The organism is Sphingomonas sp. GM_Shp_2 (assembly GCF_026540875.1).
GTDB lineage: Bacteria > Pseudomonadota > Alphaproteobacteria > Sphingomonadales > Sphingomonadaceae > Sphingomonas > Sphingomonas carotinifaciens.
The window spans coordinates 1-22,244 of record NZ_JALNUQ010000063.1 but is presented as its reverse complement, the minus strand read 5'-3'; the positions used below and the strand labels follow the sequence as shown (position 1 = coordinate 22,244).

The 22,244-nt window shown below is 67.8% G+C and carries 18 protein-coding genes, 2 tRNA genes and 1 pseudogene; 8 read left to right on the top strand and 13 right to left on the bottom strand.

Features of this window, described 5'->3' with window-relative positions; all coding sequences use genetic code 11:
• From OXR08_RS16940 to OXR08_RS16905, 8 genes and pseudogenes are all read right to left on the bottom strand, one after another.
• Positions 1 to 271: pseudogene (locus OXR08_RS16940) on the bottom strand (glycogen debranching enzyme); the annotation flags it as partial.
• Positions 272 to 453: 182 nt separating this feature from the next.
• Positions 454 to 2,067: an alpha-D-glucose phosphate-specific phosphoglucomutase gene (locus OXR08_RS16935; RefSeq protein WP_267351662.1), complete on the bottom strand. Its 1,614-nt coding sequence runs from the start codon at positions 2,065 to 2,067 to the stop codon at positions 454 to 456.
• Positions 2,067 to 3,527, bottom strand: coding sequence for a glycogen synthase GlgA (glgA, locus tag OXR08_RS16930; RefSeq protein WP_267351661.1), 1,461 nt, complete (start codon positions 3,525 to 3,527; stop codon positions 2,067 to 2,069). Before glgA ends, OXR08_RS16935 begins: the two co-directional genes overlap by 1 nt.
• Positions 3,524 to 4,786, bottom strand: coding sequence for a glucose-1-phosphate adenylyltransferase (gene glgC, locus OXR08_RS16925; RefSeq protein ID WP_112381409.1), 1,263 nt, complete (start codon positions 4,784 to 4,786; stop codon positions 3,524 to 3,526). The genes glgA and glgC overlap by 4 nt, the downstream gene beginning before the upstream one ends.
• Positions 4,787 to 4,838: 52 nt before the next feature.
• Complete coding sequence (gene glgB / locus OXR08_RS16920; protein ID WP_267351659.1) at positions 4,839 to 7,007, bottom strand: 1,4-alpha-glucan branching protein GlgB; 2,169 nt, start codon at positions 7,005 to 7,007, stop codon at positions 4,839 to 4,841.
• Positions 7,004 to 9,436, bottom strand: coding sequence for a glycogen/starch/alpha-glucan phosphorylase (locus OXR08_RS16915; protein WP_267351657.1), 2,433 nt, complete (start codon positions 9,434 to 9,436; stop codon positions 7,004 to 7,006). Before OXR08_RS16915 ends, glgB begins: the two co-directional genes overlap by 4 nt.
• 95 nt (positions 9,437 to 9,531) lie before the next feature.
• On the bottom strand, positions 9,532 to 10,842 hold the full coding sequence (locus OXR08_RS16910) for an Nramp family divalent metal transporter (RefSeq protein ID WP_267351655.1): 1,311 nt from the start codon (positions 10,840 to 10,842) through the stop codon (positions 9,532 to 9,534).
• Positions 10,843 to 10,923: 81 nt separating this feature from the next.
• Positions 10,924 to 11,553: a DNA-3-methyladenine glycosylase 2 family protein gene (locus tag OXR08_RS16905; RefSeq protein ID WP_267351653.1), complete on the bottom strand. Its 630-nt coding sequence runs from the start codon at positions 11,551 to 11,553 to the stop codon at positions 10,924 to 10,926.
• Between the two features lie 60 nt (positions 11,554 to 11,613).
• Here OXR08_RS16905 and OXR08_RS16900 point away from each other — a divergent pair, with 60 nt between their 5' ends.
• Positions 11,614 to 11,931 carry a 2Fe-2S iron-sulfur cluster-binding protein gene (locus OXR08_RS16900; protein WP_112381775.1) on the top strand — a complete coding sequence of 106 codons (318 nt, stop codon included), beginning with the start codon at positions 11,614 to 11,616 and terminating at the stop codon, positions 11,929 to 11,931.
• 40 nt (positions 11,932 to 11,971) lie between these two features.
• Here OXR08_RS16900 and rlmB read toward each other — a convergent pair whose 3' ends face one another.
• Complete coding sequence (rlmB, locus tag OXR08_RS16895; RefSeq protein ID WP_267351651.1) at positions 11,972 to 12,733, bottom strand: 23S rRNA (guanosine(2251)-2'-O)-methyltransferase RlmB; 762 nt, start codon at positions 12,731 to 12,733, stop codon at positions 11,972 to 11,974.
• Positions 12,733 to 14,337, bottom strand: coding sequence for a M20/M25/M40 family metallo-hydrolase (locus tag OXR08_RS16890; RefSeq protein ID WP_267351649.1), 1,605 nt, complete (start codon positions 14,335 to 14,337; stop codon positions 12,733 to 12,735). The genes rlmB and OXR08_RS16890 overlap by 1 nt, the downstream gene beginning before the upstream one ends.
• Before the next feature lie 159 nt (positions 14,338 to 14,496).
• Between OXR08_RS16890 and OXR08_RS16885 the strand changes: the two genes are divergently transcribed.
• The 3 genes from OXR08_RS16885 to OXR08_RS16875 all read left to right on the top strand — a co-directional run bounded on the left by OXR08_RS16885 (position 14,497) and on the right by OXR08_RS16875 (position 16,052).
• Positions 14,497 to 14,582 (top strand) — tRNA-Tyr (locus OXR08_RS16885).
• A 41-nt stretch (positions 14,583 to 14,623) separates the two neighbouring features.
• Positions 14,624 to 14,697 (top strand) — tRNA-Gly (locus tag OXR08_RS16880).
• Between the two features lie 83 nt (positions 14,698 to 14,780).
• On the top strand, positions 14,781 to 16,052 hold the full coding sequence (locus OXR08_RS16875) for an isoprenylcysteine carboxylmethyltransferase family protein (protein WP_267351647.1): 1,272 nt from the start codon (positions 14,781 to 14,783) through the stop codon (positions 16,050 to 16,052).
• A gap of 82 nt (positions 16,053 to 16,134) precedes the next feature.
• Here OXR08_RS16875 and OXR08_RS16870 read toward each other — a convergent pair whose 3' ends face one another.
• Both OXR08_RS16870 and OXR08_RS16865 read right to left on the bottom strand, forming a co-directional pair.
• Complete coding sequence (locus tag OXR08_RS16870; protein WP_267351645.1) at positions 16,135 to 17,508, bottom strand: glutamate--cysteine ligase; 1,374 nt, start codon at positions 17,506 to 17,508, stop codon at positions 16,135 to 16,137.
• A 45-nt stretch (positions 17,509 to 17,553) separates the two neighbouring features.
• Positions 17,554 to 18,297, bottom strand: coding sequence for a 16S rRNA (uracil(1498)-N(3))-methyltransferase (locus tag OXR08_RS16865; protein ID WP_267351644.1), 744 nt, complete (start codon positions 18,295 to 18,297; stop codon positions 17,554 to 17,556).
• Between the two features lie 57 nt (positions 18,298 to 18,354).
• On the opposite strand from OXR08_RS16865, the gene ppk2 reads away from it, so the two are divergent.
• Positions 18,355 to 19,110, top strand: coding sequence for a polyphosphate kinase 2 (ppk2, locus tag OXR08_RS16860; RefSeq protein ID WP_267351642.1), 756 nt, complete (start codon positions 18,355 to 18,357; stop codon positions 19,108 to 19,110).
• A 6-nt stretch (positions 19,111 to 19,116) separates the two neighbouring features.
• Here the strand turns inward: ppk2 and OXR08_RS16855 are convergent, their stop codons facing one another.
• Positions 19,117 to 19,335, bottom strand: coding sequence for a hypothetical protein (locus OXR08_RS16855; protein WP_267351640.1), 219 nt, complete (start codon positions 19,333 to 19,335; stop codon positions 19,117 to 19,119).
• A gap of 18 nt (positions 19,336 to 19,353) precedes the next feature.
• Here OXR08_RS16855 and ubiA point away from each other — a divergent pair, with 18 nt between their 5' ends.
• The 3 genes from ubiA to OXR08_RS16840 form a co-directional block, all read left to right on the top strand.
• A complete protein-coding gene (gene ubiA / locus OXR08_RS16850) occupies positions 19,354 to 20,262 on the top strand; it encodes a 4-hydroxybenzoate octaprenyltransferase (protein WP_267351638.1) in 909 nt (302 codons plus the stop codon).
• A gap of 32 nt (positions 20,263 to 20,294) precedes the next feature.
• Positions 20,295 to 21,641, top strand: a complete 1,347-nt coding sequence (locus tag OXR08_RS16845) for a metallopeptidase TldD-related protein (protein WP_267351636.1) — start codon at positions 20,295 to 20,297, stop codon at positions 21,639 to 21,641.
• Positions 21,642 to 21,699: 58 nt separating this feature from the next.
• On the top strand, positions 21,700 to 22,244 hold a 545-nt coding region (locus tag OXR08_RS16840), incomplete at its 3' end, for an inositol monophosphatase family protein (protein WP_267351665.1).

Here is a 22,244-nt window from a genome sequence, read left to right as displayed (position 1 = left end):
TGGACAGGCGGGGGGAGTAGGTGAAGGGGGCGTCGAGTTCGCGTGCTTGCGGGTCGACCAGGAGTTTGGCGGGGTCGAACCACTGGTTGTTCGCGGGGTCGTAGGGGCCGTGGGCGCGGTAGGCGTATCGCTGACCCTCCGTCAGGTCGAGGGTGAGCGACCATGCGTTTTCGCCGGTGCGGGTCAGGGGATGACGGGTCTCCTGCGTGCCGGTGAAGAGGCAGAGGTCGATTTGCTCGGCGGTGCTGTGAAGGTGGAAGGTGTGTTGCATTCTCATCCTCGTGCCGGGGATGAAGGGGCAAGCAGTGTTGCGCTTCGTGGCGGCCCCTCACCTTCCCGCTGCCTCTGGCAGTGGGCCCCTTCAGCATCAAGTCGTCCATGCCCCCGGCATGGACTAAATAGCGCAGGGCACTATTTCCTTGATGCTCCCCGGAGGGGAGAGGAGATCAGGGGTCAGGTTATGACGTCGGGTTCGGTGCGGCCGGTGTGGCGGGTGATGCCGGCGATGTCGTCCGCCGCGGTGATGATGTCGGCGAGCATGTCGGGCGTTTCGCGGTCCAGTTCGTCCGCCGAGTAGCGTTCGAGATAGACGCGCAGCGTGGCGCCGCTGGTGCCGGTGCCGGACAGGCGGAAGACGACGCGGCTGCCGCCTTCGAACAGGATGCGGACACCCTGGTTGCGGCTGACCGACTGATCGGTGGGGTCGGTATAGGCGAAGTCGTCCGCTGCCTCGACGGTCAGGTCGCCAAAGCGGGTGCCAGGGAGCGAGGCGAGCTTACCACGCAATTCGGCCATCAGCGCATCGGCGCGTTCGCTCTCCACGCCTTCATAATCGTGGCGGGCGTAATAGTTGCGGCCATAGGTCGCCCAGTGATCGCGGGCGATGTCGTCGACCGACTTGCCCGTCGCGGCAAGGATGTTGAGCCAGAGCAGCACCGCCCACAGCCCGTCCTTCTCGCGGACGTGGTCGGAGCCGGTGCCGGCGCTTTCCTCGCCACAGATCGTCGCCATGCCGGCGTCGAGCAGATTGCCGAAGAACTTCCAGCCGGTGGGCGTCTCAAAGGCGGGGATGCCGAGCTTCTCGGCGACGCGGTCGGCGGCGGCACTGGTCGGCATCGAGCGGGCGATGCCCTTCAGCCCGCCGGCATAGCCGGGGGCGAGATGCGCGTTGGCGGCGAGCATCGCGAGGCTGTCCGACGGGGTGACGAAGCGGCCCCGGCCGATGATGAGGTTGCGGTCGCCGTCACCGTCCGAGGCGGCGCCGAAATCGGGGGCGCCTTCGCCCATCATGTGGTCGTAGAGTTCGCGGGCGTGGACGAGGTTGGGGTCGGGGTGGTGGCCGCCGAAATCGGGAAGCGGCGTGCCGTTGCGCACGGTACCACGCGCGAATCCCAGGCGATTTTCGAGGATTTCGGTGGCGTAGGGGCCGGTGACCGCGCTCATCGCGTCGAACGCCATGGTGAGGCCCGCACCCCGGATCGCGTCGAAATCGAACAGCGTTTCCATCAGGGCGGCGTAATCGGTGACGGGATCGACCACCTCGACGGTCAGGTCGCCGACCTGCACCTCGCCGAGCGTATCGAGGTCGATGTCGTCGCCCTCCACGATCAGATAGCGGTCGATCGTCTTCGTGCGGGCGTGGATCGCCTCCGTCACCTTTTCGGGGGCGGGGCCGCCATTGCCGATATTGTACTTGATGCCGAAATCCTCGTCCGGGCCGCCGGGATTGTGGCTGGCGGAGAGGACGAGACCGCCGAGCGCCTGGCGCTGGCGGATCAGGTTGCTGGCGGCGGGCGTGGACAGGATGCCGCCCTGGCCGACGACGACGCGGGCGAAGCCGTTGGCGGCGGCCATGCGGATCGCGACCTGAATCACCTCGCGGTTGAGGAAGCGGCCGTCACCGCCGATGACCAGCGTCGCGCCATCCTTGCCGTCGATCGAGTCGAACACCGACTGGACGAAATTTTCCGCATAATGCGGCTGCTGGAACACTCGGACCTTTTTGCGCAGGCCGGATGTGCCCGGCTTCTGGTCGTCATAGGGCGTGGTCGAAACGGTGGTGGTCATCAGTCCCCCAAAAGCGATCGATAAAGGTCGGCGTAACGCAGGCCGCTGTGATCCCATGAGAAATCGGCGGCCATCCCGTTCAACTGCATCATGCGCCACGCTTGGGCGTCCGCATAGAGCGTCGTTGTGCGGTGCAGCGCGCGTTTGAGGGACTCCGTCGAAACGCCGGCGAACTGGATGCCCGTCGCGACGCCGGCGGACAATGCCGCCTCGTTCGCGTCGATCACCGTGTCGGCCAGCCCGCCGGTCCGCGCCACGACGGGGACGCAGCCATAGGCGAGGCCGTAAAGCTGGGTCAGGCCGCAAGGTTCGAAGCGCGACGGGATCAGGATGGCGTCGGCGCCACCCTGCAACAGGTGGGACAAGGCCTCGTCATAGCCGATGCGCACGCCGATGCGGCCCGGGTGGCGAACGGCCGCGTCGCGGAAGGCGCGTTCCAGCCCGGCATCGCCCGAGCCGAGCAGGGCGAGCCGCGCGCCGGTGGCGACGAGATCGTCGAGCACCCAGGCGAGCACGTCCATGCCCTTTTGCCAGGTCAGGCGGCTGACCACGGTGAAGATGGGACCTTCGCCGGGTTCGAGGTCGAACGCCGCCTCCACCGCGCGCTTGTTGGAGATGCGGCTGTCGAGCGTGTCGGCGGTGAAGCGCTGGGCAAGCGCGGTGTCGTTCGCCGGGTTCCACACCGCAGGGTCGATGCCGTTGACGATGCCGTGGACGCGGCCGACGCGCGAGCGGATCAGGCCGTCGAGCCCCATGCCGAAATCGGGGCCGTGAATTTCCTGCGCATAGGTCGGGCTGACCGTGGTGATCGCATCGGCGGATTCGAGGCCGCCCTTCAGAAAGCCGACCTGGCCATAATATTCGACGCCACCCAGCGAGAAGCTGCCATGCGGCAGGCCGAGTTCGAAGAAGATCGAGGCGTCGAACGCGCCCTGGAACGCGATGTTGTGCACGGTCATCACGCTTTTGGCGGTGTCCGTGGTGCCATCGGTATCGGGGGGCGCGAGGCGCAGATAGGCCGGGCCCATCGCCGCCTGCCAGTCATGCGCGTGCAGGATGTCGAAACGGAAGCCGGGGACCGCGCCCGAGGCGAGATCGGCGGCGGCGCGGCCGAGGGCGGCGAAACGGCGCCAGTTGTCGGGCCAGTCCTTGCCACCGATATCGGTGTAGAGCGGCCCTTCGCGCATGAAGAATTCGGGCGCGTCGAGGACGAGCAGGGGGTGGCCGTCGATCTCGCCACGCCGCAGCCATGCCTGTGCGCCGAGCAGATCGGGCCAGTGATGCACCGCCTCCGCCCCGTCGATCGCGCGTGCGACCGCGGGGAAGCCGGGGATCAGCGTGGTGACCTGTACCCCGTGCGCGGCGAGCGCGGCGGGGAGCGCGCCAACGACATCGGCGAGCCCCCCGGTCTTGACGAGCGGATACGCCTCCGAGGCGACGGACAGGACGGTGGTGGTCATCCGCCCAGACGGTCGATCATCGGCTGGGTAATGAGGCACACGCCCTTTTCCGTGCGGCGGAAACGCTGTGCGTCGAGGACGGGATCGTCGCCGACGACGAGGCCGTCGGGGATATGCACGCCGCGATCGACGATCACCCGGCGCAGCCGCGAGCCACGGCCGACATGGACCTGGGGCAGCACCACCGCCTCGTCCAGCATGGCGAAGCTGTGTGCCCGCACGCCGGTGGACAGCAGCGATCGGTGGATCGAGGCGCCCGAGATGATGCAGTCGCCGGCGACGAGGCTGGCGACCGCGGAGCCGCGACGCCCGTCGATGTCGTGCACGAACTTGGCGGGCGGCGTGATCTCCGAATAGGTCCAGAGCGGCCAGCTACGGTCGTAGAGGTCGAGTTGGGGGACGACGTCGGTAAGGTCGATATTGGCTTCCCAATAGGCGTCGACGGTGCCGACGTCGCGCCAGTAGGCGCCGGGTTCGCCGCTGGAGCGGACGCAGGAGGCGGAGTAGCGGTGCGCCTGCGCCTTGCCGTGCTGCACGAGGTAGGGGATGATGTCCTTGCCGAAGTCGCGGGAAGAGCCGGGGGTGTCGGCGTCGCGGCGAAGCTGTTCGAACAGGAAGCGCGTCGAGAAGACATAGATGCCGAGCGAGGCCAGCGCGATGTCCGGATTGCCGGGAATGGCGGGCGGATCGGCCGGTTTCTCGACGAAATCGATGATCCGGTCGCTTTCGTCGACATGCATCACGCCGAAGGCGACCGCCTCCATCCGCGGCACCTCCAGACAGGCGACGGTGACGTCGGCACCGCTGTCGCAATGCTGCTGGAGCATCAGTTCATAGTCCATCTTGTAGACGTGATCGCCTGCCAGGATGACCATGAATTCGGGGGCGTAGCTCTCGATGATGTCGATATTCTGGTACACCGCGTCGGCGGTGCCCTCATACCATTGGAACTCGCTGATCCGCTGCGACGCGGGCAGGATGTCGAAGCTTTCGTTGCGTTCGTCACGCAGGAAGTTCCAGCCGCGTTGCAGATGGCGGATCAGCGAATGCGCCTTGTACTGCGTGGCGACCCCGATGCGGCGGATGCCCGAATTGATCGCATTCGACAGCGCGAAATCGATGATCCGCGCCTTGCCGCCGAAATACACCGCCGGCTTGGCGCGCGTATCGGTCAACTCCATCAGGCGGCTGCCACGGCCGCCGGCGAGAACATAGGCCATCGCATCGCGTGCCAGTGGTTGTCCGCGCCTCAAATCCATCCGTCTTCTCCCCTCAACCTCTTTTTGCAACGCGCGGTGATGCCGTTTGGCTTCACTGCGCGTCCTTGTCCGTTTCCAACTGCAGCATCACCGTGGCGAGCGGCGGCAGCGTGACCCAGGCGGCGCCGTCTTTCGCCTCCACCCCGCCAAGATTGCCGAGCCCCGACCCCCAATAGTGATGGGCATCCGAATTGATGATCTCGCGCCAGTGTCCGTCCACGGGCAGCGGCACGCGGTAGGGCGCGCGGGCCACCGGCGTCATGTTGGCGATGATCGCGACGGGCGCCGCACCGGGCGCCTTGCGCAGCCAGGCGAAGACCGACTGGTCCGCATCGTCCGACACCAGCCATTCGAACCCCTCCGGCTCGCAATCGCGGGCATGCAGCGCGGGCGTGTCGCGGTAAAGCCGGTTGAGGTCGCGCACCAGATTGCGCACGCCCTCGTGCGCGTGGCTGCACCTCAGATGCCAGTCGAGGGCACGCTCCTCCGACCATTCCTCGCGCTGGGCGAATTCCTGACCCATGAACAGCAGCTTCTTGCCGGGATAGCCCCACATGAAGGCGTAATAGGCGCGCAGGTTCGCGAATTTCTGCCAGTCGTCGCCCGCCATCTTGGTGAGCAGCGACCCCTTGCCATGGACGACTTCGTCATGGCTGAGCGGCAGGACGAAATTCTCGTCAAAGGCGTAATGGAGGCCGAACAGGATCGACCCGTGATGGTGGCGGCGATGGATGGGCTCCAGCGCCATGTACTTCAGCGTGTCGTGCATGAAGCCCATGTTCCACTTGAACCCGAAGCCGAGGCCGCCGGCATAGGCGGGGGCGGAAACGCCGGGCCATGCGGTCGATTCCTCGGCGATGGTGAACACGCCGGGATGCTGGCCGTACACCTCTCGATTGACGTCGCGCAGGAACTCCACCGCTTCCCAATTCTCGCGGCCGCCCTGTTCGTTGGGCACCCATTCGCCGGCCTTGCGCGAATAATCGCGGTACAGCATCGAGGCGACCGCATCGACGCGCAGGCCATCGACATGATAGCGTTCCGGCCAGAACAGCGCGTTGTTGACGAGGTAGCTCGCCACCTCGCGCCGGCCGAAATTGTAGATCGCGGTGTTCCAGTCGGGATGGAAGCCCTGGCGCGGGTCCTCATGCTCGTAGAGCGCGGTGCCGTCGAAATGCGACAGGCCGTGCGCGTCGGTGGGGAAGTGCGCGGGCACCCAGTCGAGCAGCACGCCGATGCCCGCCTGATGCGCGCCGTCGACGAAGCGGGCGAACCCCTCATGGTCGCCGAAACGGGCGGACGGCGCGTAGAGGCCGGTCGTCTGATAGCCCCAGCTGGGGTCGTACGGATGCTCGCTGATCGGCAGGAATTCGATATGGGTGAAACCCATCTCGACCACATAGGGGATCAGCTTGTCGGCAAGCGCATCCCAGGTGAGATACCAGCCATTTTCGTCGCGGTCCCAGGAGCCTGCGTGCACCTCGTAGATGCTCATCGGCACGCGGCGGGGATCGACCTGGGCCCAGGCGGCGCGGTGGGCGTCGTCCTGCCATGCGTGCGACAAGGGCGCGGTGGTGATCGAGGCGGTGTGCGGGCGGAGTTCTGCGGCAAAGGCGAAGGGATCGGCCTTTTGCGGCTGGCGGGTGCCGCCGGGGCCGACGATCTCGAACTTGTAGGCGCGGCCGGCGCCGATGTCGGGCAGGAAGATCTCCCACACGCCCACATCGTTGCGGCGACGCATGACGTGGCGGGCGCCGTTCCAGTCGTTGAAGTCGCCGACCACCGACACGCGCTCCGCATTGGGAGCCCAGACGGCGAAATGGACGCCGCGGGCGCCCTGATGCTCGATCAGGTGCGCGCCCATCTTGTCGTAAAGGCGGCGGTGCGTGCCCTCTCCCATCAACAGGTCGTCGATGGGCCCGAGGACGGGGCCGAAGCTGTAGGGATCGGTGATCCACCATTCGGCGCCGTGCCCTTGCGCGCGGTATTTCACCGGTTGCGGATCGCCGTCGACGACCCCCTCGAACAGGCCGTTCGGATCGACGCAGGCGAGGTCGCCGAGCGGATCGCCGGTCAGGTCGAACACCGCCACCGCCTGCGCGCCCGGCACGAGCGCGCGCAGGAACGTGCCGCCGGGCCCCGCATGAGGACCGAGCAGCGCGAAGGGATCGGCGTTGCGCCCTTCGATCAGCGCCTGAATGGCGGTGGCGGGTGGTTTCACATCACCTTCCAGATGTCCGAGGCATATTGACGGATCGTGCGGTCCGAGGAGAACCAGCCGACCTTTGCGACATTGTGGATCGCCGAGCGCACCCAGCCGTCACGGTCCTCCCAACGCCGGTCCACGCTGCGCTGCGCGGCGTGATAGGCGTCGAAATCGGCGGCGACCATGAACCAGTCCCCGTCATACAGGCCGCCCATCAGCCCGGCATAACGGTTCGGATCGTCGGGCGAGAAGACGCCGGAGGCGATGGCGGAGACGGCCTGGCGCAACTCCGGGCTCGCCTCGATCACGCTGCGCGGGTCATAGCCGTCGCGGCGCTTGGCGGCGACCTCGTCCGCGGTCAGGCCGAAGATGACGATATGGTCGTCGCCGACATGATCCCGGATCTCGACATTGGCGCCGTCGAGCGTGCCGATGGTGAGCGCACCGTTCAGCGCGAACTTCATGTTGCCGGTGCCCGACGCCTCCATGCCCGCGGTCGAGATCTGTTCGGACAGGTCGGCGGCGGGGATGATCTTCTCGGCGAGCGAGACATTGTAGTTCGGCACGAAGCCGACCTTGAGCAGATGGCCGACCGACGGGTCGGCATTGATCCGGCGCGCGACGTCGTTGGCCAGCTTAATGACCAGCTTGGCATTGTGGTAGCTGGAGGCTGCCTTGCCCGCGAACAACTTCACCCGCGGCACCCAGTCGCGCTCGGGATGGCTGCGGATCTGGTCGTAGAGCGCCACCGTCTCGATGATGTTGAGCAACTGGCGCTTATATTCGTGAATCCGCTTGATCTGGACGTCGAACAGCGCGTCCGGATCGATCGCGAGGCCCATGTCGGTCTTGAGGTGTTGAGACAGTGCCACCTTATTCAAACGCTTCACCTTGGCGAAACGCTCCCGAAACGAAGCGTCTTGCCCAAATTTTTCCAGATCGATCAAAGCCTCGGCGTCGTCGAGGAATTTGGGGCCGATCGCCTCGCGGATCAGGGCGGTCAGGCCGGGGTTGCATTGCTGGAGCCAGCGGCGCGGGGTGATGCCGTTGGTCTTGTTGTTGATCCGGTCCGGGAACAGGTGATGCAGGTCGGCGAACACCGTCTGCTTCATCAGTTCGGTATGGAGCGCGGCGACGCCGTTGACGCTGTGGCTGCCGGCAAAGGCGAGGTTGGCCATGCGCACGCGCCGCTCGCCACCCTCGTCGATCAGGCTGATCGCGGCGATGGCGCGGTCGTCCACACCCCCGACCTTGCGCGCCTCGCGCAGCAGGCGGGCGTTGATCGCATAGACGAGCTGCATGTGACGCGGCAGCAGCCGTTCGAACAGCGGCAGCGGCCAGCTTTCCAGCGCCTCGGGCAGCAGCGTGTGATTGGTATAGCCGAAGGTGGCGCGGGTGATCTCCCACGCTTCGTCGAAGTCGAGGTCGTGATGGTCGATCAGCAGGCGCATCAACTCGGCGACGGAGACCGCCGGGTGCGTGTCGTTGAGCTGGATCGCGGCCTTGTCGGCCAGCGTGCGGATGTTGCCGAAATACTGGATGTGGCGGCGGACGATGTCCTGGATGGAGGCGGAGGAGAAGAAATATTCCTGCCGCAGCCGCAGTTCCTGACCGGCGGGCGAACTGTCGGACGGATACAGGACGCGGACCAGCGTTTCGGCGGCAAGCTGGCCGGCAAGCGCGCCCTGGTAGTCGCCGGCGTTGAAGCGGTCGAGGCGGATGGGATCAAAGGCGCGCGCGGTCCACAGGCGCAGCGTGTTGACCCGCCGGCCGCGCCAGCCGACCACGGGGGTGTCGACCGCAACCGCCTCCACCGCTTCCTGCGGCTTCCAATGGACGGCGCCATCGTCGGTGCCGGTGACCTCGCCGCCGAAGCCGACGAAATAGGCGCTCTCGCGGCGCTCGAACTCCCAGGGGTTGCCGTGGGCGAGCCAGGTTTCGGGCAGTTCGACCTGCCAGCCATCGTCGATGCGCTGGCGGAACATGCCGTTCACATAGCGGATGCCATAGCCGTAGGCCGGCACGTCGAGGCTGGCGAGGCTTTCCATGAAGCAGGCGGCGAGCCGGCCGAGGCCGCCATTGCCGAGCGCGGCATCGGGCTCGATCTCCTCGATCTCGGCAAGGTCGACGCCGAGCGAGCGGAGCGCGGCGGATACCTGTTCCATGACGCCGAGGTTGGACAGCGCATCGCGCAGCAGGCGGCCGATCAGGAATTCGAGGCTGAGATAATAGACGCGCTTGGCACCGGCGGCATGCGCCGCCTTGGTGGAGGCCATCCACCGCTCGATGATCTCGTTGCGGACGGTGAGGATCGTCGCGGCCAGCCAGTCATGCGTCCGCGCGGCCTGCGCGTCCTTGCCGATGCGGTGGACCAGGGTGTCGAGAATCGCGTCGGCGAGCGGCTGGGGATCGTCGACATGGAGGGTGGTGATGGATGCTGTCACGAACGGCCCGTTCAGGATGGTGGAAACGGCAGATTAGTGCGGTGCGGATCGATGTCACGCATCCATTGCAGGCACGGACCGGGGAGAGGGGCGGATCAGCCGAAGACGGCGCCCCAGAGCAGCATGATGTTGAGCACGATGATGACGCTGGCGATCGTCCAGGCGAGGATGCGGAGCCAGATCGGGCTGGCGAAGCGGCCCATGATCGCGCGGTCGCCGGTGAACTTGACCAGCGGCACGACGGCGAAGGGCAGTTGCAGGCTGAGGATCACCTGGCTGAGAACGAGCAGGCGGGTCGCGCCGGCATCGCCCATCGCCCCCACCACCAGGACCGCGGGGATGATGGCCAGCGCGCGGGTGATCAGGCGGCGCGCCCAGCCGGGGATGCGCAGGTCGAGGAACCCCTCCATCACGATCTGCCCGGCCAGCGTGCCGGTGACGGTGGAATTCTGCCCCGAGGCGAGCAGTGCCACCGCAAAGACGATGCTGGCCGCGCCCACGCCCAGCATGGGGGCGAGCAGGCGATAGGCCTCGTCGATCTCGGCAATGTCGGTGCGGCCGGCGATGTGGAAGGTCGCGGCCGACACGATCAGAATGGCGGCGTTGATGAAAAAGGCGAAACCCAGCGCCACGGTGCTGTCGATGGTGGCGAGGCGCACCGCCTCGCGCTTGCCCTTGTCGTCCTCGCCGAATGCGCGCGTCTGCACCACCGAAGAGTGGAGGTACAGGTTGTGCGGCATCACGGTGGCGCCGAGGATGCCGATGGCGAGATAGAGCATCGCGGGATCGGTGACGATGCGGGTGGTGGGCACGAGGCCGGCGGCGACCGCGGCCGGATCGGGGTGCGACGCGAAGAGTTCGAACAGGAAGCAGCCGGCGATCACCAGCAACAGGGTGACGATGAACGCTTCCAGCTTGCGGAAGCCGAAGCGTTGCAGCGCCAGGATGACGAACACGTCGAGCGCGGTGATGAGGACGCCCCAGGTGAGCGGCAGGCCGAACAGCAGCTTGAGCGCGATGGCGGTGCCCAGCACCTCGGCCAGATCGCAGGCGATGATCGCGATCTCGCACAACAGCCACAGGACGCGCGAGGTGGCCTTGGAATATCGCGCCCGGCACGCCTGGGCGAGATCGAGCCCGGCGGCGATGCCGAGCCGCGCCGACAAGGCCTGCAACACCATCGCCATCAGGTTGGACAGCAGGATGACCGAGAGCAGCGCATAGCCATAGGCCGAGCCGCCGGCGATGCCGGTCGCCCAGTTGCCCGGGTCCATATAGCCGACCGCGACCAGATAGCCGGGACCGGCAAAGGCGAACAGGCGCCGCCAGAAGGAGGCGCCTTCGGGAATGGCGACGCTGCGATGGCTTTCGGCGAGCGAACGGCGGACGGGTGCAGCGGCGGTCATGTCTTCCCGGTGTGACGGAGAAGCCTGAACGTAACAAGGGTGCAACCGTTTCGCGGAGTTGCAGATAATCCTCTTGCCGGATCAGACCGGGGCGGCATCGGGCCCGGCGCCGTAATGATGCCAGGTGAAGATCGCCAGCGCGCCGCGGTGGGGGCGCCAGTTTTCGGCAAGGGCGCGGGTGAGTTTTTCGGACGGGCGCACGTCATGGCCGAGGATGCGGCCGATCTCGACCTGTACCGCCAGGTCGCCCGCCGGCCAGATGTCGGTGCGGCCCTCTGCGAACAGCAGATAGACCTCTGCCGACCAGCGGCCGATGCCTTTCACGCGGACGAGCTGCGCGATCGCTTCCTCGTCGTCGGCGGGCAGGTCGGCCAGGTCGAGCCGGCCGCTGGTCACCTCCTCGGCAAGGCTGCGGGCATAGCTGGCCTTTTGGCGCGACAGGCCGGCGGCGCGGAGTTGCTCGTCGCTGGCGGCGGCGAGGATGGCCGGGTCCTCCGGGTTGCCGAGGACGGTGGAGAGTTTCAGCCAGACCGCGTTGGCGGAGGCGACGGAGACCTGCTGCCCGATGATGGTGCGCAGCAAGGTGCCGTAGCCGCGTTCGCGGATGCGGGGTTCGGGGTAGCCGACCCGTTGCAGCGCGGCGGCGATCGTCGGTTCGATCGCGGCGAGCGCATCCATGCTGTCGCGGATCTGCTCGGCGTTCAGCCCCATGATGCTTGATCCGGACAGGCGGGACCGGCAGAGCGGCGCGAAATCGCAAGGAGCATGATCATGGCCAAGCTTATCGTCGTCACGCGCGAGGGGGAAGAACGCGAGATCGAAGGGCAGGCCGGTTTTTCGGTGATGGAGGTCATCCGCGACGGCGGGATCGACGAGATCCTGGCGCTGTGCGGCGGATGCTGTTCGTGCGCGACGTGCCATGTGCATGTCGACCCGGCCTTTGCCGACAAGCTGCCGCCGATCGGACCGGATGAGGATGACCTGCTGGATTCGACCAGCGATCGCGACGCATTTTCGCGGCTGTCGTGCCAGTTGCCGTTCGGGCCGGCGTTCGACGGGATGCGGGTGCGGATCGCGGCGGAGGATTGATTCGTCTTTGCCCTCTCCCCCTCCGGGGAGAGGGGTTCGTTCACCTCGCCGCTACGGCGTAGAGCGCGATGGCGGCGGCGTTGGAGACGTTCAGGCTTTCGACCCGGTCGCTGATCGGCAGCTTGGCGAGTTCGTCGCAGTGCGTCTCGGTATTGGCGCGCATGCCTTCGCCCTCGGCACCGAGCACGATCGCGATGCGCTGACTGCCCATGGTCTGGGCGAGCGTCTGTTCGGCATGGCCGGTCAGGCCGATGCGCCAGAAGCCGGCCTCCGCGATTTCCTCCAGCGCGCGTGCGAGGTTCACGACGCGCACCCAGGGCACCGTTTCCAGCGCGCCCGAGGCGGCGCGCGCCACCGTGCCCGATTCGGGGGGCGAGTGGCGGTCCTGCGTGACGATGCCGAGCGCGTCGAACGCCGCGGCCGAGCGCAGGATCGCGCCGACATTGTGCGGGTCGGTCACCTGGTCGAGGATGATGAGCGGGCGCTGGTCGCCCTCACCCTGTTGCAAGAGGTCGCCCAGCCAGATGTCCTCCAGCGGATCGACGTCGATCACCAGCCCCTGGTGCGGCGCATCGCCAGGCACGAGGCGGCCGAGATCGGCGGCGTCGGCGAAGGTCACGGGGATGCTCGGATCGATCTCGGCATCCAGCTGGCGCAGCGCCTCGTGCGTGCCCCAGATCTTGCGCACGGTGCGCGCCGGGTTGGCGAGCGCGGCGGTGACCGCGTGGCGCCCCCAGAAGCGGGGGCGGTTCGCGATACCCGTGCTGGGGCGGTGCCCCCGGCGTCCGGTCTGTCGTGCCATCAGTCGTCATCGTCCGTATAAGCAAAGGGATCGGTCACCACCGGCTGCGTCGGCAGCGGCGGTCGCGGCAGCGCCTTGTCCGCATTTGCGGCACCAAGCAAGACACCGGCGAGAACGATCGAGGCCTGGCGCATATCCTCCGCCTTCAGATGGTCGAAGGTGTCGGCCGAACTGTGATGGATGCGGCTGCCATAATCCAGCGGGTCCTGGATGAACTGAAAGCCCTGCACGCCGATCGCCTGCATGAAGACATGGTCGGTGCCGCCGGTCGGGCGCAGCGCCACCGTGCCGGCGCCCATGCCGGCATAGGGCGCGAGCCATTCGCGCAAGGTCGGCACCGCCGCCGGGTTGTTCTCCGCATACAGGCCGCGCAGCTTGCCCGAGCCGTTGTCGATGTTGAAATAGGCGGCAAGGTCGCCGTAGCCGGGCAGGGGCGTCACCGGCCAGCGCTGTGTCCAGCCATAATAGCGGCGCAGCCCGGTCTGCGGCGCGTCGTCGGGGCGGCCGCGGGTCGCCAGATGCTTCTCAACATAGGCCATCGAGCCGAGAATGCCCTGTTCCTCGCCCGACCAGAGCGCGAAGCGGATCGTGCGGCGGGGGCGCTGGCCGGTGGCGGCGAGGATGCGGGCCGCCTCCATGATCATCGCCGAGCCCGCGGCGTTGTCGGCGGCGCCGTCGCCCGCCACCCAGCTATCCAGATGCGCGCCGGCCATGACATAGCCGGCCTTGGGATCGATGCCGGGGATTTCGGCGATGATGTTGTACGCGTTGACGTCCGTGTCGTCGTAGCGGACGTCGCTCAACACCTCGAGGGTGGGGGCGGTGCCCGACTTCGCAAGGCGGGCGAGGCGGCGATAATCCTCGGCGGCGAGTTCGACGCCGGGCACCTGCGGCGTTTCACCGCGGCCGAACAGATAGCCCTCGCCGTGGAGCAGCTTGCCGTCGCGATAGGACTGGGTGACATAGGCGACCGCACCCTCCGCCTTCAGAAAGGCGTCGAGCTTCTTGGCGAAGTCGAGGCGCTTCAGGCGGCGGTCGGCGGTTTCGGGGTCGTTGGTCGGTTGCACGAACACGTCGAGCTTGCCGAGATCCTCGCCCGACAGGCGACGGAAGGGCGGATTGCCGGGCTCGTCGCCGGTGCCGGGCAGCGTCACCATGACGATCTTGCCGTTCAGCTTGCCGCGCCACTGGTCGAAATCACGCTCGCGCTTCATCGGCGCGACGATGACGGGGGCGGTGACGGCGCCGTTCGTGGCGGGGGTCCAGGCGATCGGAATGGCGGTGAGGGCGAGCGGGCGGGGGGTGACCATGCGTACGCTGGCGCGCTCGATCGACCAGCCGCGGCCGAATTCGAAGCCCTCCTTGTGGACGTTCTTCAGACCCCATTCGCGGAACTTGCCGGCGGTCCAGTCCTCGGCGCGGCGCATCGCGGGGCTGTTGGTCATGCGCGGGCCGATCACGTCGGTCAGATGCTGCGCGGTGACCATGACCTGACTGTGATTCGTGCCTTCGTCGATGATGCGGTTCACCGAACCGCGATCCTGCGCGACGGCGGGCGAGAAGGCCGCCACCGCGGCGGCGGTGACGAGCAACAGGCGCTTCATGAAGATCCCCCTGAAAGATTGTTGCGCCGGACGCTAAGCATCTGCCGCACCGTGTGCAAGCGTCCAGACCCCCCGACCCAAACCCCGTCACCCAAACCCCGTTGACAGGGCGGCATCGAATCGGCATTGGGCGCCCTCGCTCTTCGGGAGCGACACCCCGGAAGGGTGGCCGAGTGGTTAAAGGCAGCAGACTGTAAATCTGCCCGCGTGAGCGTACACTGGTTCGAATCCAGTCCCTTCCACCATTATCGCCGATGGGCTATGCGTGTGTCGGCGTCGAATGCGGGCGGGTATAGCACAATGGTAGTGCAGCAGCCTTCCAAGCTGAATACACGGGTTCGATTCCCGTTACCCGCTCCAACTTTCCCCCATCGATGACCGATGCCTTGCGGCGTGACGCGGCTTCACGCGATGCTTACCAAATGCCGGTTATGCCGGGTGCCATGCTGCACGATCCCACGCTCCAGCCTTGTGCAAAAAGGCCCGCATCGGCGGTGAGCCATGGTGTCGGCCTCGCCGGTCTGGCCGGCGCGGTGGCGTGGATCGCGACGGCGCGCGCGCTGCACCTGGACGGGCCTTATGCGGCGCTGGTCAATCTGGTGGCGTGCGGCGTGCCGATGGTGTTGTGGCTGCTGATCGTGGACAAGGTGCACCGGCGGCCATCGACCGGCCTCGACTGGGGGATGCGCAAAGCCTGGCGCGACACGCTGGACATCAGCCTGACCAAGCTGGCCGGTCTGTGGGCGACCTGGGGCGGGATCGCGATCATCTATGCCACCGGGCGATTCTATTGGCAGGGGCATTTCGCCTTTGCCATGTGGTGCTTCACCCATGCCGCCCCGGTGCTGCTCGTCGCATCGATCGCCTATGTGCTGTGGATCGACCGCTATCTGGTCGCGCCGCGCGACGGGGCGTGGCACCTGGGGGCGTGGCTGACCGGACAAAGCGGGGTCGATCGCGATGCCATTTACGGTCATTTGCGCGCCTGGGGCGTGAAGGCGTTCTTTCTGGCGTTCATGGTGGCGGTCGTGCCGCCGGGGTTCGGCGAGTTCGTGCGCGGCGATACGGCCACCGTGCTGCACGATCCGGTCGCGCTGGCGAACTGGCTGATCACGCTGATGTTCCTGATCGACGTGGCGTTTGCGACCGTCGGCTATGTGCTGACGATGCGGCCGCTGGATGCGCATATCCGTTCCGCGACGCCCTATGCGGCCGGGTGGACGGCGGCGCTGATCTGCTACCCGCCGTTCATCCTGATGTCGGATGGCGGTCCGCTGGATTACCGGCCGGGCACCGCCGAGTGGAGCCACTGGTTCGCCGGGCATCCGGTGATCCTGAGCGTGATCGGCGCGGTGCTGGTCGCGCTGACCGCCATCTATGCCTGGGCGACGGTGGCGTTCGGCGTGCGCTTTTCGAACCTGACCCACCGGGGCATTCTGACCCATGGGCCCTACGCCTTCTCCCGGCATCCGGCCTATCTGTCGAAGAACCTGTTCTGGTGGATTTCAACGATCCCGGTCCTGTCGACGGGCAGCGTGGTGGATGCGGGGCGGGCGACGATCCTGCTGGGGGTGGTCAGCGGGGTCTATTACTGGCGGGCCAAGACCGAGGAGCGGCATCTGGGCGCCGATCCGGAGTATGTGGCGTATAGCGCGTGGATGACGCGGTATGGGGCGGTGCCGCGGTTTTTCGGGTGGGTGAGGCGGGGCAGCTAGATCGAAGGGCCGTCGCCTGTGGCGGCCCCTCACCCTTCCGCGGCTTTGCCGCTCCCTCTCCCGGAGGGGAGAGGGGTAGAAGTCAGAAGCTTTCCTCTGCGTAGACCCTCGACAGGTCGCCGTTCCAGGCGCCGTTGTAGCGGTCGAGCAGCGTCTGGGCGGGGACCTTGCCGGTGCGGACGATTTCGCGCAGCGGATCGAGGAAGCCGGTTTCGTTGTCGCCGGCGCCGTTGAAGCGGGCGCGGGCGGCAAGGCCGGCATGGGCGATGTCGAGCACCGGCGCGGCGATGTCGCGCAGGCGTCCGCCGCCGGGGATGGGGGCACCCAGCGCCTGGGCGGGAACCGCGTCGCGCAGCGCCTGGCGTTCGTCCAGCGTCCAGTGCTTGACCATGTCCCATGCCGCATCCAGCGCGGCATCGTCGTAGAGCAGCCCGACCCAGAGCGCCGGCAGCGCGCAGATGCGGTTCCATGCGCCGCCATCGGCGCCCCGCATCTCCAGAAAGGTCTTGAGCCGCACTTCGGGAAAGGCGGTGGAGAGATGGTCGTTCCAGTCGTCCAGCGTCGGTTTCTCGCCGGGCAGGACGGAGAGTTCGCCCTTCAGGAAATCGCGGAACGACAGGCCAGCCGCGTCGATATACCGGCCGTCGCGGTAGACGAAGTACATCGGCACATCGAGCATATAGTCGGCGTAGCGTTCATAGCCGAAGCCGTCCTCGAACACGAAGGGCAGCATGCCGGTGCGCGCGGGATCGGTATCCGACCAGATATGGCTGCGATAGGACAGCAGGCCGTTGGGCTTGCCCTCGGTAAAGGGCGAGTTGGCGAACAACGCGGTGGCGAGCGGTTGCAGGGCCAGGCCGACGCGGAACTTCTTGGCCATGTCGGCCTCGGACGCATAGTCGAGATTCACCTGGATCGTGCAGGTGCGCAGCATCATGTCGAGGCCGAGGCTGCCGACGCGCGGCATGTGGCGGCGCATGATGTCGTAGCGCCCCTTGGGCATGATCGGCAATTCGGTGCGCGTCTTGTCCGGCCACATGCCGAGGCCGAGGAAACCGATCCCCAGCGTCTCGCCCGCGGCCTTGACCTGGGCGAGATGGCGGCCGGTTTCCGCACAGGTCTGGTGCAGATTGTCGAGCGGGGCGCCCGACAGCTCGAACTGGCCCGCGGGCTCCAGGCTGACCGTGCCGTCGCTGCCGGCGAGCGCGATGACCTTGCCGCCTTCCTCGACCGGCTGCCAGCCATATTGGGTCAGCTCGCCGAGCAGGGCGCGGATGCCCGATGGTTCGTCATAGGACGGGGCATGGTGGTCGCCGAGCGCATAGACGAATTTCTCATGCTCGGTACCGATCCGCCAGCGGTCGCGCGGTTTCTCGCCGCGGGCGAAGCTCTGGATGAGCTGATCGCGCGATTCGATGGGATCGCTCTTGCTGGCCGAGGCGGATTTGGTCGTCATGAACGGGCCCTTACGCGCGGGCGCGGGCACGCGCCATAGGGTGAATCAAGCCCAGTCGCCTGATACTCCCATCCACAAGGCGACAGCGGCGGCGGCGGCGGTGTCGGCGCGCAGGATGCGCGGGCCAAGACCGATGCCGACGGCCTGGGGCAGGGCGCGAATCGCGTCGCGCTCATCGGCGTCGAAGCCGCCTTCGGGGCCGATCAGGATGGCGGCCGGGCCGGGGTGCGCGGCAAAGGCGGCGGCCGCGGGGGTGCCGCCGGTCTCGTCCGCGAAGAACAGGGTGCGCTCCTGCGGCCAGTCGCGCAGCAGGGCGGGCAGTTTCACCGGCTCGACCAGTTCGGGCAGCGCGGTGCGGGCGCATTGCTCGGCCGCCTCGATCATATGGGCGCGCAGTCGCTCGGTATTGGGCTTGTCCACCACGGTGCGGCGGGTGACGACGGGGGTCAGGCGGGCGACGCCCAGTTCGCACGCCTTTTCCGCCATCCAGTCGACCCGGTTCTTCTTGAGCGGTGCGGCGCACAGCCAGAGATCGGGCACGGGTTCGCGCGGGCGCAGCAGCTCGGTCACGTCCAGCGTCAGGTCGCGCTTGCCCGTCATGGCGGCGATGCCCAGCCATTCGCCGGTGCGATCGTCGAACAGCTTGACCGGATCGCCGACCCTGATGCGCATCACGGACAGGAGGTAATGGGCGGCGGGGCCGTCGATGCGGACGGTGCCGGGGGCGAGCGGCTGGTCGATGAACAGGCGCGGCGTCGATTGCGGCGGCCAGGCGGGGGTGGCGGGCATGGCGGTGCCTTTACACGCCCGACGCACCTTTTCGAAGCCTGCGCGTTCTGCCCAGCTATGGGAAAACATTACGATCGCGATCTCGCCGCGCTGCAACTGGCGCTTGTCCGCACGCAGGCCGCGATGACGCATTCGGGCGAGCGGGTCGTGCTGGTGCTGGAAGGGCGCGACGGCGCGGGCAAGGACGGCGCGATCAAGCGGATCACCGAGCATCTGTCGGTCCGTTCGACGCGGGTCGTGGCGCTGCCCAAGCCATCCGACCGGGAGCGGACGCAGTGGTATTTCCAGCGTTATGCCACGCATCTGCCGGCAGCCGGCGAGTTCGTGATCTTCAACCGGTCCTGGTACAACCGGGCCGGGGTGGAGGTGGTAATGGGCTTTTCCACCGCCGCCGAGCAGGAGGCGTTCCTGCGCGATGCGCCCGATTTCGAGCGGATGCTGGTGGAAAGCGGCATCAAGCTGGTCAAGCTGTGGCTGGACATCGACAAGGACGAACAGGCCGATCGGCTGGAGGCGCGGCGTACCGACCCACTCAAGATGCTGAAGGTGTCCGACATGGATGCGGTGGCGCAGGACAAATGGGCGGACTATTCGGCGGCGCGCGACACCATGCTGACCCGCACGCATACGCCGCTCAGCCCCTGGTATTGCGTGCGGGCGAACAGCAAGAAGGCGGCGCGGCTGGCGATCATGCGCCACCTGCTGAAAAGCGTCGCGCCGGCCGAGATCGCCGATACGGTGAAGGCACCCGATCGCGAGGTGCTGTTCCCGTTCGACATCGACGCGATCACCGACGGCCGGCTGGCCAGGTAGGACCGGTCAGCGACGGCGGCGGCGGATCAACACCCACGCGACGACGATCACCGCCGCGACCAGCAGCGCGACGCCGCCGATCAGCCCGGCGACGCGCAGGATCGCCCAGAACAACGCTTCGACGAAACGGCCGACCGCGACCGACAGGCCGATCATGCGGGAAGGGGGGCAGGGGACGGCATCGTGCCACCATAGCCGCACGCGCCCTTGCGTACCACGTGCCACGCCCATAACCCGTTGCGCATGCAGATCGACATCGTTCCCGACAGCGAGCATCGCGGCCTGGTGGGCCGCCTGCCACCGACCATGCGCGGGCTGGCGCTGCTGGCGCGGTTCGACCGGCCGATCGGGTGGTGGTTGCTGTTCTGGCCCGGGGCGTGGGGCGTGGCGCTGGCGGGAGGCGCGATGCAGCGGTGGTCGCTCATCCTGTGGCTGCTGCTGGGGTCAATCGCGATGCGGGGGGCGGGGTGCGTGTTCAACGACATCGTCGACCGCGATCTGGACGCGCAGGTGGCGCGGACGCGCGCACGGCCCATCCCCAGCGGGCTGGTGTCGATGAAGCTGGCCTGGGCGTGGCTGGTGGCGCTCAGCCTGATCGGGCTGGTGGTGCTGGTGCAGTTGCGCCCGCTGGCGGCCGGGGTGGCACTGGCCAGTCTGGCGCCGGTGGCGGCCTACCCGTTCATGAAGCGGATCACCTGGTGGCCGCAGGCCTGGCTGGGGCTGGTATTCTCGTGGGCGGCGCTGGTCGGGTGGGCGGAGGTGGCGGGCGACCTCGCGGCGCCGTTGTGGCTGCTCTATGCCGGGTCGATCGCGTGGGTGATTGGATATGACACCATCTATGCCTTGCAGGACCGGGAGGACGATGCCCTGATCGGGGTGCGGTCCTCGGCGCTGCGCATGGGGTCGCGGGTGAAGGCGGGGGTGGCGCTGTTCTACCTGGTCGCGCTCCTGTGCTGGGCGGGGGCGGTGTGGATGGTCAGGCCCGATCCGCTGGCGCCGGTCGCGCTGGTGCCGGTGGCGGGGCATCTGGCGTGGCAGGTGGCGACGCTGACGCCGGACGACGGGGCGGGCGCGCTGCACCGCTTCCGCTCCAACCGCTTTGCCGGGCTGTTGATGTTCCTGGCATGCTTCGTGGTGGGCACCGCAGGGTAGCAACGGGGCCGGGCACCCCCTAAGTGCTCCTTATGCTGACCCCCGACCAGGCCCGCGACCGGGCACATGACATCGTCTCCCGCGCCCGCGCCGCCGGCGCCGATGCCGCCGATGCGGTGTTTGCCGCCGATGCCGCGCTGGACGTGTCGGTGCGGCTGGGCAAGCTGGAGGATGTCGGGCGCTCCGAAAGCGAGGAGCTGGGCCTGCGCGTCTTTGTGGGGCGGCGATCGGCGAGCGTTTCCACCTCCGACCTGTCGGGCGATGCGTTCGACCGGATGGTGGAGCGCGCGCTGGCCATGGCGCGCGAGGCGCCGGAGGACCCCTGGGCCGGCCTGGCGCCGCACGACCGGCTGCTGCACGGCACGCCGCCGCTGCTCGACCTGGACGATGGCGGCGAGGCGAGCCCGGAATCGCTGCGCGATGCCGCGCTGGCGGCGGAGGATGCGGCGCTGGCGGTGGCAGGGGTGACCAATTCGGAAGGCGGCGGCGCCTCCGCCTCGCGCAGCGTCTATGCGCTGGCGACGAGCCACGGCTTTGCCGGCGGCTATGCGGCGACCGGATACGGCGTGTCGGTGGCCGTGCTGGCCGGTGAGGGCGGGGCGATGCAGCGCGATTACGCGCATCACGGCGCGCGGCGGCGGCGGCATCTGGACGCGCCTGACGCGATCGGGCGACTGGCGGGCGAACGGGCGGTGGCGCGGGTTGATCCGGGCAAGCTGGCAAGCGGGCCGATGCCGGTGGTGTTCGATCGACGCGTCGGATCCTCGCTGGTCGGGCATCTGATCGGGGCGATCGCCGGGGCCGCGATCACGCGGCGCACGAGCTTCCTGCTGGACGGGCTGGGCACGCAGGTGCTGTCGCCGGGGATCGCGATCCTGGACGATCCGCACCGGCCGCACGGGTTGCGCTCGCGGCCGTTCGACGGCGAGGGGCTTCCGGTATCGCCGACCGAGATCGTGGTGGACGGGGTATTGCAGACCTGGCTGCTCGATTCGGCATCCGCCCGGCAATTGTCGCTGGAGCCGACCGGCCATGCCGCGCGCGGCGTCGGCGGCGCGCCGGGCGTGTCGACCAGCAACCTCTATATGGCGGCGGGCCATGTTCCGGTCGAGACGCTGATCGCCGACATCGCCGATGGCGTCTACGTCACCGAGTTGATCGGACAGGGCGTGAACGGCGTGACCGGCGACTATAGCCGCGGGGCCGCGGGCTTTCGCATCGTGAATGGCGGGATCGCCGGGCCGGTTGCGGAGTTCACCATCGCAGGCAACCTGAAGGAGATGTTCCGCGCGATGACCCCGGCCAACGATCTGGAATTCCGCCACGGCATCAACGTGCCGACGCTGCGCGTCGACGGGATGACGATCGCGGGTGGCTGATCCGGTCTCCGCCGCTCTGACCCCGGCGGTCGCGGAGATCGCGCGCGAGGCCGGTGCCATGGCGATGGCGCGCTGGGGCGGCGAGTTTCGCCGCTGGGAAAAGGTGCCCGGCAGCCCGGTGTGCGAGGTCGACCTGGATGTCGACGCGATGCTGCGCGCACGGCTGATGGCGTTGTTGCCCGAGGCGGGATGGCTGTCCGAGGAAACCGCGGATCGCCCCGACCGGCTGGCGCGGCGGCACGTGTGGGTGGTCGATCCGATCGACGGGACGCGCGACTATATTCGCGGGCGACCCGGCTGGGCGGTGTCGATCGCGCTGATCGAGGATGGTCGGCCGGTGATCGGCGTGCTGGACGCACCGGCACGCGAAGAAGCCTGGGTCGCCGCGATCGGGCAGGGCGCAACGCGCAATCGCGGGCGGATCGCGGTGGGCGAGCGGCACGACATGGCGGGGGCGCGGGTGCCGGTGGACGTGCTGCCCAAGGCGGACCGCGACCTGGTGGCGGTGGCCAAGCCCAATTCGATCGCGCTGCGCATCGCGATGGTCGCGGCGGACGAAGCCGATCTGGTGGCGACGATGCGGTGGGGCAATGAGTGGGATGT